The organism is Gluconobacter sp. P5B12, assembly GCF_018812035.1.
GTDB lineage: Bacteria > Pseudomonadota > Alphaproteobacteria > Acetobacterales > Acetobacteraceae > Gluconobacter.
Genome location: NZ_JACRVV010000006.1, coordinates 169,027 through 183,632, shown reverse-complemented (window position 1 = coordinate 183,632; position 14,606 = coordinate 169,027). Strand labels below are relative to the sequence as shown.

Genomic DNA, 14,606 nt, shown 5'->3' with positions numbered 1-14,606 from the left:
GCTGAAATCTCGCCGGACGGAGACAATGCAAACGCGGGATGGCGTTTCACTGGTTGCTGATATCTGGGAACCAGAAGGAGACGGCCCCTTCCCCGTTCTTCTGATGCGACAGGCTTACGGCCGCAAAATTGGTACGTCGCTCTGCTACGCACCACCAGAATGGTATGCCAGTCACGGCTATATCGTCATTATGCAGGACGTGCGGGGACGCGGAGATTCTGGTGGTGAGTTTGTCCTGTTCGAATATGAAGCGACAGATGGCGCAGATACGATCGCCTGGGCCGCATCCTTACCGCGCAGCAATGGTCGCGTGGGGATGTTTGGCTTCTCCTTTCAGGGGAGCAACCAACTTCTGGCAGCCGGAGAAAAACCAGAAGCACTCAAAGCGGTAGCGCCTACCATGATCGGCTGGCAGCTGGATCAGGACTGGGCGTATGAAAATGGGGCGTTCCCGATGCGCGCCAACCTTGGTTGGGCGACACAACTGGCAGCAGAAACTGCCAGGCTTCAGGGAGACTACGAAGCCCAGCAGGCGCTCTTTGCGGCTAGTCGGGGCATGTCTTTCAATGGGCGACAACCCACAGTGCCTGCGCATGAAGCGCTTCTTGCGAAATATAGCCATTATACCCGCTGGAGAGAGACACCTCCGGGAGATGCCTACTGGGACAAAATCTCTCCCGCATCGCGGTTGACCGAAATCTCGGAGCTAGCACCCGCAGTTCTACTGATTGGGGGATGGTACGACAGCCACCTGCCTGGCACGCTGGAAGCATATCGAGCTCTGTCCCCCCACATGCCAACACGCTTGATTGTTGGCCCTTGGTCTCACTTTCCGTGGGATCGACATATCGGGGATGTGGACGTCGGCGAGGCTGCCATTACAGACATCGATCAGCAGCAGATCGCATTCTTCGATCAATATCTAAAAGCTGCCCCTATACCCGACGCGAACCCAGTACGCCTTTTCGATATGGGCGCCTGTTGCTGGCAGAACTTCCCGACACTCTCGACAGGGACAGTTCCAAGCTATCCAGTTGGGACGGGTCGCTCCGCGATTGACACACGCGATGGCATTCTGAGCGCGTCGACAGCTCCTACAGCACCGTCAGAGAGCCTTACTCTCGATCCGTGGCGCCCTTCGGGTCCGTGTGGTGGAAGCTTCGGGTTTCCGGGAGGCCCCGTAGATCGCGCCCGCACCGATGCGCGTTCGGACGTCCTGACATTCACGACGCTCCCGCTCGAATTCGATCAGCTGCTCGCAGGAACGATCACAGGGTGCTTTGAAATCGAAAGTGAATACGCCGGTTTTGACCTTCATGCCTGCGTCTCGCGTATCGATCAGAACGGCAAAGTACACCCTCTCGCAGAAGGATATGCGCTGACTGCCCCTGGTCAGACATCTCTGCCGTTGCGGGGAACATGCGTCACATTGAAAGCCGGAGAAAGATTGAGGCTGTCCCTGTCTCTCTCCTGCTTTCCCGTGTTTCCGATCAACCCCGGCACAGGGGCCAGCCCTATTACCGCCACTCTGGACCAACAACAGGTGACGACAGTTCACTTCAAATGCGGCTCCGGAACCTACCTTCTTCTTCCTTGGATCAAACAGGAAAGATAATTCTCATGCCTTTCGCAAAATGCAGCCCTGATAGCGTTGAAGCCTTCCGGATTGCTCCGGATTCAACCAATTACTTTGCCATTTTGTTTGACAAGACAGCTGGCGATTACGCGTCTATTGCCGTTGTCGAAATTTTTGAACCTGGTGGCGCAACACCGCCCAACACACACACGGATGCGGACGAAATGTTTTTCGTTCTGTCCGGCACAGGCCGCGCCTGGTGTGATGGTCAGAGCTGCGAACTCAAGGCTGGCGACGCGCTTCTGGTCAAGCCGGGATCCGAGCACGTTCTGGAAAACACAGGCAGCAACAAACTCTATACTTTGACAGTGATGACCCCAGACGAAGACTTCGGAAAGCTGATCCGCAGCGGAATTCCAGTCAAGCTTGATGCGGAGGATTTGGCGGTCCTGTGTGGAGGGAGTCAATGAGACGTCTGGGCAGTACACACGTCAACAGTTGGGGGGCCACGACGTCTTCCATCAGCCTTTTACGGCCTGAGCGTCCTTCCCGGCCTGTCAGCGTTCCGTCCCAGCCTCAGGCTCTGACTTTCGATCTCGCTTGTACCGCCATTATCGTGATCGATATGCAGAACGACTTCTGCCATCCTGATGGCTGGTTAGCATCTATTGGTGTCGATATCACGGCGGCCCGTCGTCCGATCAAGCCTCTTCAGTCTCTCCTTCCCGCGCTGCGAGAGCATAATGTCCCTGTAATCTGGCTGAACTGGGGAAATCGGCCAGATAAGCTCAACCTTCCTCCTTCTATCCTGCATGTTTATGACCCCGCAGGTGAAGACAAGGGCATCGGAGCGGCTATAGGTTCTGCAGATCGCAAAGTTCTGGAAGATGGCAGCTGGAATGCTGCGATCGTTAACGAACTCGCGGTGTATCCGGAAGATATTCACGTTTCCAAGTATCGAATGAGTGGATTTTGGGACACCCCCCTCGAAGGCATCCTCAAGAACCTACGCGTGGACACATTGCTTTTCTCCGGGGTGAACAGCGATCAGTGCGTTCTGAGCACGCTGACAGATGCAGCCTGCCTCGGATACGACTGCATCTTTTTGGACGATTGCTCCGCAACGACCTCTCCTGAGTTCTGCCAAGAGGCAACAGTTTATAACGTTCGCCAGTGCTATGGATTTGTAGCATCAGGCTCAGATCTCACAAAACGTCTTACTAGCCAAACATGAAATGAGCGGCTTTCAGGATTAAAGACACCCGAAAGCTGATCATGTCAAATGTCGTTGGAGTGTATGTAATTAATACATTCCAGTGACATTATTAGCGCCTATTCATATTAAATTAGTATAATTATCCATCCACGGAATACTTTAATTTCTTTTTTCTAGTATTATGAAGGCGGGTTACCCGTATTAAATTTTTTGAAAGAGAAGATGACATGTCTGTAGTTCTTCTCTTCAAAACTTCATGACAGGCCCGTCATTGAAGGCCCCTACGCTTAGATTAAGCCTATGTCGTCAGCCACCAATTCAAAATGCTTTACAATCCCTCTGATTAATTAGAGCAAAGAGAATTATATTTGACTGCAGCTTAATTCGAACGGCGTCAACCGCTCCTTAACCTGCTGGAAAGACATCACCATAAAAAAAGCCCTCAGAACATCATGTCCTGAGGGCTTTGTGAGGCCGGAAGAGAAATCAGAACCCTGTAGAAATCGTTCCCGTCATGCTGAAACGCGGTTCAACGTAGAACTGAGCACTAGACCCAGCGCCTGAAAGATTCCCATTCATCAGCCGGACGGCAGAAGCGTTGGTACCTACACCAACCACGCCTGTCCGAACAATCGAACCTGTTAGGTTGGTGAAGTTCAAACGAATGGTAGGAGACTTTGCATACCAAACTGGCTTGAAATGATAACCCAGAGATAGTGTGTTCGTTACGTATCCCGGAATACGCTGATCGCCTGCAATCGAAACGGACTGCGGACCTGTGTAATGAACCGTTGCGTTAGCGAAGAAGCCTTTATTCACATAGGTCAGGCCGAAGTTTGCCATAACATGCGGTGACAGAGGTGCCTGCGTGCCCTTTGTTCTGAAGGCGGTCAGGTTTCCACTTGCATCGGACGCGGCAATATTCGTGTCCATTCGCGCGTTAAGGTATTCGAACGAAACATACGGGCTAAAACCATAGATCGGCTGCGTAGAGAACATGGCATCAAAACCACGCGCAGTCTGGTTGCCTGCATTAACTACACCCGACTGATTATTGCCCAGGTACGTGCTCAGGAGACGGTTCGTAATGTTATAGTTGAAGAGATCAAGATCAACGATAACGTACTTATCATTATACCGATATCCAAGCTCTTCCTTGATGGAATACTGGTTCTTGGGCAGCTTTCCAGTGAGGGTAGTGTTCCCAAGAGCCGATGCAGAAGGCTGACGGAAGTCACCCTCAGCATTGATGTAAACCTGATGGTGCTCGTTGAAATGATAACTGACGGACAGGTGCGGCAGAGGTGCCGTCAGGTTCTGGCCCATTTGCTTGTGTGCCGGATATGTCGTGTACCAGACATTGGACATCACATATTTGAAACCACCATTGACCAGCAGACGGTCATGAAAATATTTCGCTGTATCCTGAAGGAAGAGGGAGTGAATTTCATAACCAGTGGTGTTGCCGAAATACGAGCGGGAACCACCAGAATAGACTTGATAGGTTGAATCGTTCGGGCTCGGGTTGGAACCATCAGCCTTCGTCACGCTAACAGGAAAGTGCTGAGTATAATCCTGGTTTTCGTACCAGTACCCGAGCTCAAAATGGTTATGCTTGTCGATATCATAGCCCAACTTGGCTGTAGCACCGACGTCAAGAGCTCCATTCTCTTGGAAGTAGCTTGTTAGCGGCGTACCAGCAGCAATGGTCTGACCAGACTTAAATGTTGTTGTACCATTGGCAAAGCCACCTGACGAACCATCCCATCCCTGGCCCCAGTTATAATACGGACGCAGATCGAACTGGAGCTTATCTGTAAGGACGATATGAATTGGAGCGCTCAGAAAGAGCTGGTTCCAATGATCGATATTGTTTTTCCAGTAGTCGTTTCCAGTTGCATCAAATCCAGCCTTACGACCGTATCCCTCACCTGTGTCCTTATACTTGTGGAACTGTGCAGCAGTGGGATACCGATCAATTGTGAAGTCTTCGAAGTTCCAAGACATGAAGAGCTTCGCAAACGAACCATTCTCCCAGTCCTTGCGAATACCGAAATCAAGATGACGGCGCTCGTTGATACCCGCCCCCATCCATGAACGAGCATGTGTATTCGAAAACGACAGGTAGCTACGAATGCCGCTCTTGCCGATATCACCGGTCTCTAAGCGCATGAATTCGCGAGACAGGTTATTCGTGCCGTACGAAAAATCCATCAAGCCGCCGAATGTATGCGACGGATCATGAGATACTTCGTTCATGACGCCCGCGGCAGCAGACGTGGCGGGCAGATCAACGGCGGACGAACCCGGCGTGAGGCTGACACTATCCAGATTTTCTGAATCAATGTCTTCGGCCATATAAGCCGCACTGGCTGCAGGTGCACCGTCGACCATAAGAGCCATATCAGCATCGGTCAGGCTTCGGCTCTGAATACGCCCACCCTGCATACCAGACGTATCAGGCGTCGAAACGTTCACGCTCGGCAGGTTCTTGATAAGATCAAGTGCTGTGCTTGTCGGGCTTTTAGCCTCGATAAATGCCTTCGTGATTGTCTGGATAGCGTAAGGCGCAGTCTCGACACGCATCATGCCGCCACCACGGCTTCTGGCCAGGCGGGACGTGGACACTGTGACGTGTTCATCCCCCGTCGAGTTGATCGATGCCGGGCGACGCATTTTTGGATGAGCAGGAACAGCTGCAATCTCAGCTTTTTGACCCGTCACAGCCTGCGGGTGATGCGCATGAGCTTTATGGTGGACAGCGGCGTTACTCGAAGCTGCCTGCGCGGAAGCAACAAGAGACGACGAACCAAAGCCAGCCAAACACGTTACAAGAAGAAGAAGCGCCTTCCTGGACGAGTGTTTTTCAAATCGGTACGGACACATAACCTTTTGGCTTCTCCTGCTGCAAAACGATTTTCGTTCCTGCCAGGACCTGATCTCTGTACAGAAGAGATCCTTTCCCATAACGAAAACGTAACATAATCGAGCGCTACCTCAGAAGGCGAATAATTGCCTCGCACCGACATCAAAAATAGGACACAAGGCAGATCCCGAGCATTTGATGTGTCTTTTACACACGCCTCCACATGTTTTGCAACATTCCCCCGATAGATCATACCTTGCTCTTCTATTTTTAAAATATATGTTTTATTTCAATCCATTATAGGAATTTTTAGCTCTAAAATTTTCGCTGTTTTTCGCATCAGATGTGTGCTGATCACAATCATAATGGCAGCATAAGGCGAACGGCTTCCAGGGTGTGCTCTTAATGCAACACATTCTCTTCCAATTACGAAAACTGTCGCTATCAGAGGCGTTAAAGATGTTTTCCATCTTTCCTTGAAAGATCTTCGGAACGTTCTTAGTCTGCATCTTTTCGGTGCGAAAACTACGATGCTCCATAGCCGCCTTCTCATCTATCTGGATACGGTTGCCCGCTGCGGATCCATCCGAAAGGCAGGCGAACAGCTAAACGTTGCCTCAACGGCGATTAATCGGCAGATCCTGACGCTGGAAGATAATCTGGGCACTCCCATATTCCAGAGACTTCCCCGCAAACTGGTTTTGACGGCCGCAGGAGAAATCCTGCTTGCTCACGTCCGCGAGACGCTCAAAAACATGAACCTCACGCGGCAAGTTTTGGAAGATCTGAAAGGTCTCAAACGCGGGGAATTTTCTATCGCTACGATGGTAGGTCCCATCTCGACCTTTTTGCCGCTTGCTCTGGCTGATTTTCACAACACACATCAAAACGTGCGGATCCATGTCAGCACCTACGGCACGCATGATCTCGTCGAGACTGTCAAAAATGGGCAGGCCGATATTGGCATCGGGTTTGATATTCCCGTGGACAACAGCCTCGTTGTGCAGACGTCGCGCACGGTTCCCCTAGGCGTGGTGATGGGCGTCCATCACCCCCTCGCCCATCAGGAATCCATTACCCTCGAAGAATGCAACGCGTGGCCACTAACCGTAGCTGACGCCAGTATGGCTATTCGACCCCACCTCGAAGATCTCTATGCAGCTCGAAATCTGACCTTGACGCCGGCCATCGAGACCAACTCGATTGAGCTAATGCGCCAGATGGCTCTCTCCCCTGGGCATATCACTTTCCTGACACCATTGGACATCATTCAGGAGAAAGCCGAAGGAAAGCTCAAGTTCCTGTCTCTCAACGAGCACGGGACCCAACCCCAGACCCTCTCAATCGTGGCGCGGTCAAAGATTTCCAATCCCTTCACCGCGCTCTTCATTGAACGGGTAGAGTACTTTCTCCAGGATTACACGAGCGCCTCTGTCTGAAAAAGAAACACTTTCAAACCACCATGCGGAATTGGAGCCCCGGTGGGGAGAAACGGAAGCCCAGTTGCGTGGGCCAGTGAAACTTCCGTCGTTAGAATACCTACACGCCATCCCTTAAAGTGTTCTTTAAGTCTTTGCCCCAGAGCGCGATATAGCGCAGATAACTTCGCCTTATCGCCGATACGTGTCCCATAAGGAGGATTTAGAATAACCAATCCGGGGGCACTTCCATCAGGCGGGCTGATTTCACTGATTGTGGCCTGACGAAACTCCGTGCACTCCGCAACCCCAGCCCGCAAAGCATTAGCCTCGCTCATGGCAATCGCACCGGCATCCCTGTCACTTCCATAAAAGCGGAAACCGGGTGCACGCTCACTTTTGACGGAGCGCATTGTCTGCCACGCAGCTTCGTCATACGTCGCGAGTTGCTCGAAGGCAAAGTGTCTTGAGCGCCCAGGATTGAGGCGAGACGCGATCTCGGCGGCCTCAATCACGAAGGTCCCGGAACCGCACATGGGGTCCACCACTGCTTCCTGACCGTCGTAACCACATTTCCTCAAGAAAAGCGAAGCCAGGGTTTCTCGCATGGGAGCGCGATTGACCGCCTCTTTATGCCCTCGCCTGTGCAGAAGATCCCCCGACGTATCGACACTGACTGTACAGAAATTCTGATCAATTCTGACACGTAGAACTACATCAGCATCAGCATCAGCATCAGCAGATGCACCCAAGATTTCCGTCACAACCTTGGAAATCCGCTCTGCCGCCGCACCGCTATGATAGATCCGTGAAGACGAACAGGAGACGTCCACCTTGAACGGAACGTCCGGACGCAGCACTTCCAACCACTTAATCTCCCGTGCTCGTTTTTCAAGTTGAGACAGATACTCCGCCTTGAACTGCGCCACGCGTGCCAGTACCCGACTAGCTCCCCGGATCCAGAGATTAGCTCGCCAGACTTCAGGCCACCCTCCTCGCAGTGTCACCCCGCCGGGTACGACTTTTGGCTGGCGAAAGCCCTTCATCCGGACTTCGGAGCAAAGGGTTTCTTCCAGTCCCGGAGGAGCAGCAAGAAAGATCTCAAAGTGCCTGTTATTCGTCATGGGCCCTGAATGGCAGGAAGAGCGCCAAACAGCAATCGCCAGTTCCGCATTCCAGCTAACAGCAAAAACCGAAGCATTAAAAACCACTCCAACAGTTTAACCTTCCCGGCAATAAAATTTCTGTGCTCACGCGAACGAGCCCCTCATCACAACGTAAACTGCAGATGTTCGGAAGCCCCCTGATGATCTCCTGTGACCAGCGGCCTTTCCCCATCACGATCCCACGCACAGCACGATCATCCCATCAGGAGGAGCGACCATGAACCCTTCAGAGCGTCGTAAATTCGGACGAAAAGACTTTAGCGTTACAGCTTTTGCCTTCGGCACTGCCCCTCTGGGGAATTTTCTTCAGAAGGTTGGAGATCAGGAGGCAGATGAAATGATCCAACAGGCTTGGAGTGCTGGCATTCGCCTTTATGACACGTCCCCCATGTATGGCCATGGGCTGGCAGAGCTCAGGCTCGGGCACTCCCTCCGTTGGAAAAACAGAGATGATTTCATCGTCATGACAAAAGTTGGGCGAACGCTGCATTCTGCTCGCAGGACTGAGATTGACTTTGCTCCGTGGGTTAATGCAGCCCCCAACAAAATGACCTTTGACTACAGCTACGACGGAACGATGCGAGCTTTTGAAGACTCCCTTCAAAGGCTCGCGCTCGAGCACATCGATGTCGCTTTCATCCACGATATCGACCGATTTACGCATGGTCCCGATCAACCTGAAGCCTTTCGGCAGGCAATGGATGGGAGTTGGCGCGCTTTGGAAAAACTTCGATCAGAAGGTGTCGTCAAAGCCGTCGGTGTTGGTGTGAATGAATGGGAAGTCTGCCATAACGCTCTCCAGCAACGAGATTTCGACTGCTTCCTTCTGGCAGGTCGATACACTTTGCTGGAACAGGACGCGCTGAACGAGTTCCTACCTCTCTGTGAACAGCGAGGCGCCACCCTTATTGTTGGCGGAGGTTTCAATTCAGGAATTCTTGCAACAGGAGCGGTTCCGGGCGCGAAGTACAATTATTCCCCTGCACCCGAACACATTCTGGACCGCGTCAAGAAAATCGAGGCAGTCTGCGACGATTATGACGTTTCACTCCCTGCCGCCGCACTTCAGTTTGTGGTGGCACACCCCTCGATTTCTTCATTTTGCGCGGGCACTCGAAATGTGACCCAACTCAAGCAGAACCTGGAGTGGTTTGCTCAGCCTATCCCTGAAGACTTCTGGGCTGAACTCAAGTCACAAGGCCTGCTTGCAGAACGTGCTCCAGTGCCTGCAATGGCTCAATCCTAGTATCTGTCTGCTCAGGGTTTTTCCTGGCGTTCCCGGAGGATCCTGAGCGTTAAAACATCATCTTTTTGCGAGACAGACCTTTGGTTGATGAAAATCCCATCTCGTATGCTGGACAGTGAAAATGATATATGTAACATGAATAACGTTATATGTTGTTGTGTGGCCGTTATTCCTGCCGAAAGAAGCACACCTCAGATTTATTGAACGTAACATTCCAGAATGTTCGCTTTGAGATTTGACGGTCCTTCTTTCTGGATTATCCCCACCCAACAGCGTGTTTTATGTGTGTTTGTCAGCTTTAGGTGTGCTGTATGGATCTGGTTCTTGGAATTGACGTTGGGACTGGCAGTGCACGCGCTGGCATTTTCACCCTGACCGGGCAGAAAATGGCCTCTGCGGTGCAGCCAACCAGAACGTGGTCACCGGCCCCGGATTTTGCACAGCAGTCGTCCGAAAATATCTGGGCTGCGGTCTGTACAGCCACCCGCACTGCGCTCGCGACACTCACTGAACCTTTCCGCATCATCGGGATCGGCTTTGATGCAACCTGTTCCCTTGTCGTACTTGATAGGAACGGCAAGCCGCTCTCGGTGGACCCGCAAGGTGCACCAGAGCAGGACATTATTCTTTGGGCCGATCACCGTGCATTGAATGAAACTGCCGAAATTAATAACGGTGGATACGATGTCCTGCGCTATGTCGGGGGAAAAATTTCTCCGGAAATGGAGACGCCGAAGCTCCTGTGGCTGAAACGTAACCTTCCCGACATTTTCGCCAGAGCCAGCCATTTCTTTGACCTCCCCGACTTCCTGACCTGGCGCGCAACCGGATCCCTGTCCCGTTCAGCCTGCTCAACAGCTTGCAAATGGACCTATCTGGCCCATGAAGACAGATGGGATGACACATATTTCAAGGCTATCGGTCTGGAAGACCTCACGGCTGACAACTACGCCCGGATCGGCAATGATATTCGCCCGCTTGGGGGTGTCGTCGGGGATGGTTTGAGCCCTCAGGCCGCGGCGGAGCTAGGGTTAGAAGTTGGTATTCCCGTTGGTGTTTCAGCAATTGATGCTCATGCTGGGGGGCTTGGCATTCTGGGTATCGAAGCGGAAGGCACAATTTCTGATGCCGTTCTTGAGCGCTCAATATCTTTAATTTGTGGCACATCCAGCTGCCATATGGCGGCGTCAAAGGAGGCCCGTTTCGTGCCCGGAGTATGGGGGCCTTACTGGAACGCCATGGTCCCGGATATGTGGCTGAATGAAGCAGGTCAGTCAGCAACCGGAGCGCTGATTGATTTCGTGATTTCTCATCATGCGGCGGGGCCTGAGCTCAAGCGGCAGGCTGAGCAATCAGGCAGTAATATCTATGCCCTCCTCAATACCCGGATTGAAGAGCTGGAAGCCCGGAAACTGCCAGGAAGCAGTACAGCCAATCTTCACCTACTACCAGATTTCCATGGTAATCGTTCTCCCCATGCAGACCCGGATCTGAAAGGCGTTATCAGCGGCCTCGCCCTGTCAGCGACGCCGGATGATCTCGCCAGGCTCTATCTGGCTACCCTCCAGGGTTTGGCTTACGGCACGCAGGACATCATTGATGCTCTCAACGCCCAAGGCTACCGGATCGACACAATTCTGGCCACGGGAGGAAGCACCAAGAACCCGATCTTCTTGCGCGAACATGCAAATGCAACCGGCTGTCGTATTCTCCTCCCAAAAGAGCCTGATTCCGTTCTTCTCGGGGCGGCCATTCTGGGAGCTGTCGCTAGCGGCCAATATGCCACTCTGCGCGCAGCTATGGCTCAAATGAGCCATGCTGGCAGCGAAATCCTGCCAGATGTGAAAACGAAGACTTACCACGCTGCCAAACGTTCCATCTGTCACGACATGCTCGAAAGCCAGCTCGCATGGCGTCAGAAAATGCAGGATGCTTTGAAATAACGTCCACTCACTGATCTGCCTCCCGAAAACCCAAGCTGTCGTGCGTAACTCCGTTCGCGGCTCTTTTTTCAAAGGTCTGAGTTCCATGTCTCGTCTGAAAACAGCCTGCACCCTTGCAGTTCTCTTGAGCGGTTCAGTTCTTTCTACTGCGCAAGCCGCAGGCACCCTGACAATCGCAACCGTGAACAACGGGGACATGATCGTCATGCGTCAGCTGTCGCAGGAGTTTGAAAAAGCGCATCCCGATATTCATCTCAACTGGGTGACTCTCGAAGAGAACGTTCTGCGCCAGCGCGTCACAACCGACATTGCCATGAAAACCGGTCAGTTCGACGTTGTGACGATCGGGAATTACGAAGTGCCCATCTGGGCAAAACAGGGCTGGCTCACAGAAATCAAGCCGGACGCCGCATACGACATTAGCGATGTGCTGCCATCGGTTCGGGAAGCCCTGACATCAGACGGCAAGCTTTACGCTCTCCCCTTCTATGCCGAGAGCGTCATGACCTACTACCGCAAGGATCTGTTCCAGAAAGCCGGTCTGACGATGCCAGACGCACCTACCTACGATCAGATCCGGCAGTTCGCCGACAAGATCACAGACAAGTCAGGACAGGTCTATGGCATCTGTCTTCGTGGCAAGCCTGGCTGGGGTGAGAACATGGCCTATGTCTCGTCGCTGGCGAACACATACGGTGCCCAGTGGTTCGACATGTCCTGGAAGCCAATGCTCACGTCAGACGCATGGAAAAAAGCTCTGACATGGTATGTCTCGGCGTTGAAGGAAGACGGCCCACCGGGCGTCACATCCAACGGATTCAATGAAAATCTGGCACTCTTCGCGAGTGGACATTGCGGCATCTGGATTGATTCCACCGTTGCCGGCGGCCTCCTGTTCGATCCGAAGCAGTCTCAGGTAGCCGACAAAGTCGGCTTCGCGTCGGCTCCCAAAGGCCCCTACGGCAAGGGACCAACATGGCTGTGGAGCTGGAGCCTTGCCGTTCCCGTCAGTTCCCATCAGGGCACGGACGCCCAGACCTTCATCACATGGGCAACCTCCAAGGAATACGTGAAGCTGGTTGCGGACCGAAAGGGATGGGTTGCAGTTCCCGCTGGCACCCGTGCCTCAACATATGCTGCCTCCGAGTACCAGAAAGCTGCCCCGTTTGCGTCGTTCGTTCTGAACGCGATCAAGACTGCCGACCCAAGTGGACAAACAGCAGACCCGCGCCCCTATACCGGAGCGCAGTTTGTAGGAATTCCTGAATTCCAAGCGGTTGGTACTCAGGTCGGGCAGACAGTCGCCGCGACCCTTTCCGGCCAGATGACCGTGGATCAGGCTCTGGCTGCAGCACAATCTTCTGTCACCCGTTCGCTGCGCCAGTCTGGCCGCGCCAAGTAAGGCAGAGTGCCATGCAGGCAGTTCTAGAACATAGCCCCCCAAAAGGGGCATCAGAACGCACAGGCAAGCGAACGGGGCTTCTGCTCCTGTCGCCTGCCGTTCTGATCCTTCTCGTCTGGTCCCTCGTCCCACTGGCGATGACGCTTTGGTACTCGCTGATCAACTACAATCTGATTGACCCGACGCTTCACGGCTTCGCTGGCTTCAGCAACTACTGGTACCTTCTGACTGATCCGGATTTTCTGTATTCCCTGTTGCATACAGTCATTCTGGTCGTTGGCGTCCTGATCATCAGCGTAGGAGGTGGCACGCTTCTGGCCATCCTTTACGATCAGGAGTTCTTCGGGCGCGGTATTGCGCGTGTTCTGGTCATTTCTCCGTTCTTCGTCATGCCGACAGTGTCTGCCCTGCTGTGGAAGAACCTGATGCTGCACCCGATCTATGGCGTTTATTCCGCCATGATGCGGGCTGTCGGTTTAACGCCAATTGACTGGCTTGCCCGGTTCCCGCTCCTGACAGTCATGATGATCGTCAGCTGGGAATGGTTGCCATTTGCCGTCCTCATTCTCCTCACAGCCGTCCAGTCACTGGATAGCGAGCAGAAAGAGGCCGCACGGATGGATGGTGCCGGTCCGATCGCTCAGTTCCGTCATATCATTCTCCCTCACCTGAGCCGCGCTATCAGCGTCGTCGTGATGATCGAGACGATTTATCTGCTGACAATCTTTGCGGAGATCTCCGTCACGACGGCAGGCGGCCCTGGAGTGGCATCCACCAACCTGGCGTATCTCATCTACTCCCGCGCATTGCTTCAGTTTGATGTCGGCGGCGCCTCTGCTGGTGGTGTCCTGGCCATCATTATTGCGAATGTCGCTGCGATGTTCCTCGTGCGCTCTGTCGCACGTAACCTGGAGGTGTGAGATGGCGATCAAGACAAAACGCAGTACAAAAATCGCCGTCACCTGTCTGGGCTGGGGTATTGCGCTATGGCTCTTCTTTCCCATTTTCTGGATGATTTTGACGGGCTTCAAGAGCGAAGTTCAGGCGGTCTCAACACCGCCCCAACTGATCTTCGCGCCGACCCTCAGCAGCTACGCGGAAGTGTTCGAGCGCGCAAGTTACTGGCACTTCACCTTCAACACCGTCATCATCTCGGTTGGCGCTACTGTGGGCGCGCTCCTGCTTGCCATTCCGGCGGCATACTCGATGGCCTTCATGCCCTCAAAGCGCACACGCGGGACGTTGCTGTGGATGTTGTCGACACGCATGCTGCCTCCTGTTGGGGTGCTCGTACCAATCTATCTTCTGGCTCGCAGCACTCACCTTCTGGACACCTGCACAGGCCTGGCCATCGTCAACATGCTGACGAACCTGCCCATCATCGTCTGGATGCTGTTTACTTTCTTCCGGGAAGTTCCTGCCCCAATTCTTGAGGCTGGTCGCATGGATGGGGCAACACGCTGGCAGGAAATGACAATGGTCCTGCTTCCCCTTGCCCTGCCAGGGATCGCCTCCACAGCCCTGTTGTCGCTGATCCTGTGTTGGAATGAGGCTTTCTGGTCTCTCAATCTTACCTCCTCCAATGCCGCTCCGCTCACAGCATTCATTGCTTCCTTCTCCTCACCGGAAGGACTGTTTTTCGGCAAGCTATCCGCCGCATCCACACTCGCAGTCGCTCCGATCCTTGTTCTGGGCTGGATCAGCCAGAAACAGCTCGTACGTGGCCTCACCTTTGGAGCCGTCAAATGATGGCTACCCTAGCTTTCTCCGTCC

The 14,606-nt window shown here is 53.3% G+C and carries 11 protein-coding genes; 9 read left to right on the top strand and 2 right to left on the bottom strand.

The window, feature by feature from the left end:
• The first annotated feature begins 25 nt into the window (after nt 1-25).
• From KP702_RS11715 to KP702_RS11705, 3 genes are read left to right on the top strand one after another with little or no spacing between them, the layout of a single operon-like run.
• The gene (locus tag KP702_RS11715; RefSeq protein WP_237390000.1) at nt 26-1,615 is read left to right on the top strand and encodes a CocE/NonD family hydrolase; all 1,590 of its coding nucleotides are present in this window, start codon (nt 26-28) and stop codon (nt 1,613-1,615) included.
• Between the two features lie 5 nt (nt 1,616-1,620).
• Complete coding sequence (locus tag KP702_RS11710) at nt 1,621-2,046, top strand: cupin domain-containing protein (RefSeq protein WP_202207887.1); 426 nt, start codon at nt 1,621-1,623, stop codon at nt 2,044-2,046.
• Nucleotides 2,043-2,810 carry a cysteine hydrolase family protein gene (locus KP702_RS11705; RefSeq protein ID WP_202207888.1) on the top strand — a complete coding sequence of 256 codons (768 nt, stop codon included), beginning with the start codon at nt 2,043-2,045 and terminating at the stop codon, nt 2,808-2,810. The genes KP702_RS11710 and KP702_RS11705 overlap by 4 nt, the downstream gene beginning before the upstream one ends.
• Before the next feature lie 468 nt (nt 2,811-3,278).
• On the opposite strand, the gene KP702_RS11700 is transcribed toward KP702_RS11705, so the two are convergent.
• Nucleotides 3,279-5,678: a TonB-dependent receptor gene (locus KP702_RS11700; protein ID WP_215768988.1), complete on the bottom strand. Its 2,400-nt coding sequence runs from the start codon at nt 5,676-5,678 to the stop codon at nt 3,279-3,281.
• 510 nt (nt 5,679-6,188) lie between these two features.
• On the opposite strand from KP702_RS11700, the gene KP702_RS11695 reads away from it, so the two are divergent.
• Nucleotides 6,189-7,097: a LysR family transcriptional regulator gene (locus tag KP702_RS11695; RefSeq protein ID WP_237390001.1), complete on the top strand. Its 909-nt coding sequence runs from the start codon at nt 6,189-6,191 to the stop codon at nt 7,095-7,097.
• Here KP702_RS11695 and KP702_RS11690 read toward each other — a convergent pair.
• A complete protein-coding gene (locus KP702_RS11690) occupies nt 7,076-8,200 on the bottom strand; it encodes a class I SAM-dependent RNA methyltransferase (RefSeq protein WP_215768987.1) in 1,125 nt (374 codons plus the stop codon). The genes KP702_RS11695 and KP702_RS11690 overlap by 22 nt on opposite strands.
• Nucleotides 8,201-8,459: 259 nt before the next feature.
• Between KP702_RS11690 and KP702_RS11685 the strand changes: the two genes are divergently transcribed.
• The 5 genes from KP702_RS11685 to KP702_RS11665 all read left to right on the top strand — a co-directional run bounded on the left by KP702_RS11685 (nt 8,460) and on the right by KP702_RS11665 (nt 14,582).
• Nucleotides 8,460-9,488: an aldo/keto reductase gene (locus KP702_RS11685; protein WP_202207891.1), complete on the top strand. Its 1,029-nt coding sequence runs from the start codon at nt 8,460-8,462 to the stop codon at nt 9,486-9,488.
• A 311-nt stretch (nt 9,489-9,799) separates the two neighbouring features.
• Nucleotides 9,800-11,431, top strand: coding sequence for an FGGY-family carbohydrate kinase (locus tag KP702_RS11680; RefSeq protein ID WP_202207892.1), 1,632 nt, complete (start codon nt 9,800-9,802; stop codon nt 11,429-11,431).
• 85 nt (nt 11,432-11,516) lie between these two features.
• Nucleotides 11,517-12,833: a sugar ABC transporter substrate-binding protein gene (locus KP702_RS11675; protein WP_202207893.1), complete on the top strand. Its 1,317-nt coding sequence runs from the start codon at nt 11,517-11,519 to the stop codon at nt 12,831-12,833.
• 11 nt (nt 12,834-12,844) lie between these two features.
• Nucleotides 12,845-13,753, top strand: coding sequence for a carbohydrate ABC transporter permease (locus KP702_RS11670; protein WP_202207894.1), 909 nt, complete (start codon nt 12,845-12,847; stop codon nt 13,751-13,753).
• Nucleotide 13,754: 1 nt separating this feature from the next.
• Entirely contained in the window at nt 13,755-14,582 is an 828-nt protein-coding gene (locus KP702_RS11665; RefSeq protein WP_202207895.1) for a carbohydrate ABC transporter permease, read from the top strand.
• Nucleotides 14,583-14,606 lie beyond the last annotated feature (24 nt).